Source organism: Streptococcus sp. 2106, from assembly GCF_013277315.1.
Classification (GTDB): Bacteria; Bacillota; Bacilli; order Lactobacillales; family Streptococcaceae; genus Streptococcus; species Streptococcus pseudopneumoniae.
In genome coordinates this window covers 1-755 of the sequence record NZ_VMMS01000059.1, presented here as the reverse complement: position 1 = coordinate 755, position 755 = coordinate 1, and the positions used below count along the sequence as shown (strand labels likewise).

The window sequence follows — 755 nt, the reverse complement described above, 5'->3', positions numbered from 1 at the left end:
TGGACTAAAATCAAAAAACATCTTATAATAGTAGTTATGAAACTTACAAACGAAGAAACACAAAAAATTGAACAACTCCTAAGAGATTCATCGTACGCCAAATATCACAAACGTCTACAGATTATTTATTTTCGCTCAAAAGAAAAGAGTTATAAGGAAATCATGGATCTGCTAGATTGCAATAAAACAACTGTTTGGAGGAATTTGAAAAAATATAAGGAGTTTGGTTTAGAAGCGCTTCTTCAAGAGACCCGTGGTGGACGTCATAGAGAATATATGACTTACGAAGAAGAACAAGCATTTCTAAAACGTCATATAGAAGCTGCTCAGGCTGGGGAATTTGTAACTGTCAATCAGTTATTTGAAGCCTATCAAAAAGAGATTGGTCGCACTTCCACACGTGATGGTTTCTATTATCTCCTGAAACGACATGGTTGGCGAACGGTCACTCCTCGACCTGAGCATCCCAAGAAGGCAGACGCTCAGACAATTGAGACGTCTAAAAATAAAATCTACATTCGAGACCTTAAGTAAGCGCTTTAAAGAAGAGGGGACTTATAACAAAGTACGTTTGATGTACCAAGATGAAGCTGGTTTCGGAAGAATCAGTAAGATGAGTTCTTGTTGGGCTCCTCAAGGAATCCGACCTAGCATTCCTAGTCATTATATGCGAGAATATCGCTATTGTTATGGGGCAGTAGATGCTCAGACAGGAGATTCCTTTTTCCTCATTGCTGGAGGATGCAATACTGAGT

At 38.8% G+C, this 755-nt stretch carries 1 pseudogene; it reads left to right on the top strand.

Features of this window, described 5'->3' with window-relative positions:
• Positions 1-36: 36 nt before the first annotated feature.
• Positions 37-755 (top strand): annotated as a pseudogene (locus HT723_RS07060) (IS630 family transposase); the annotation flags it as partial.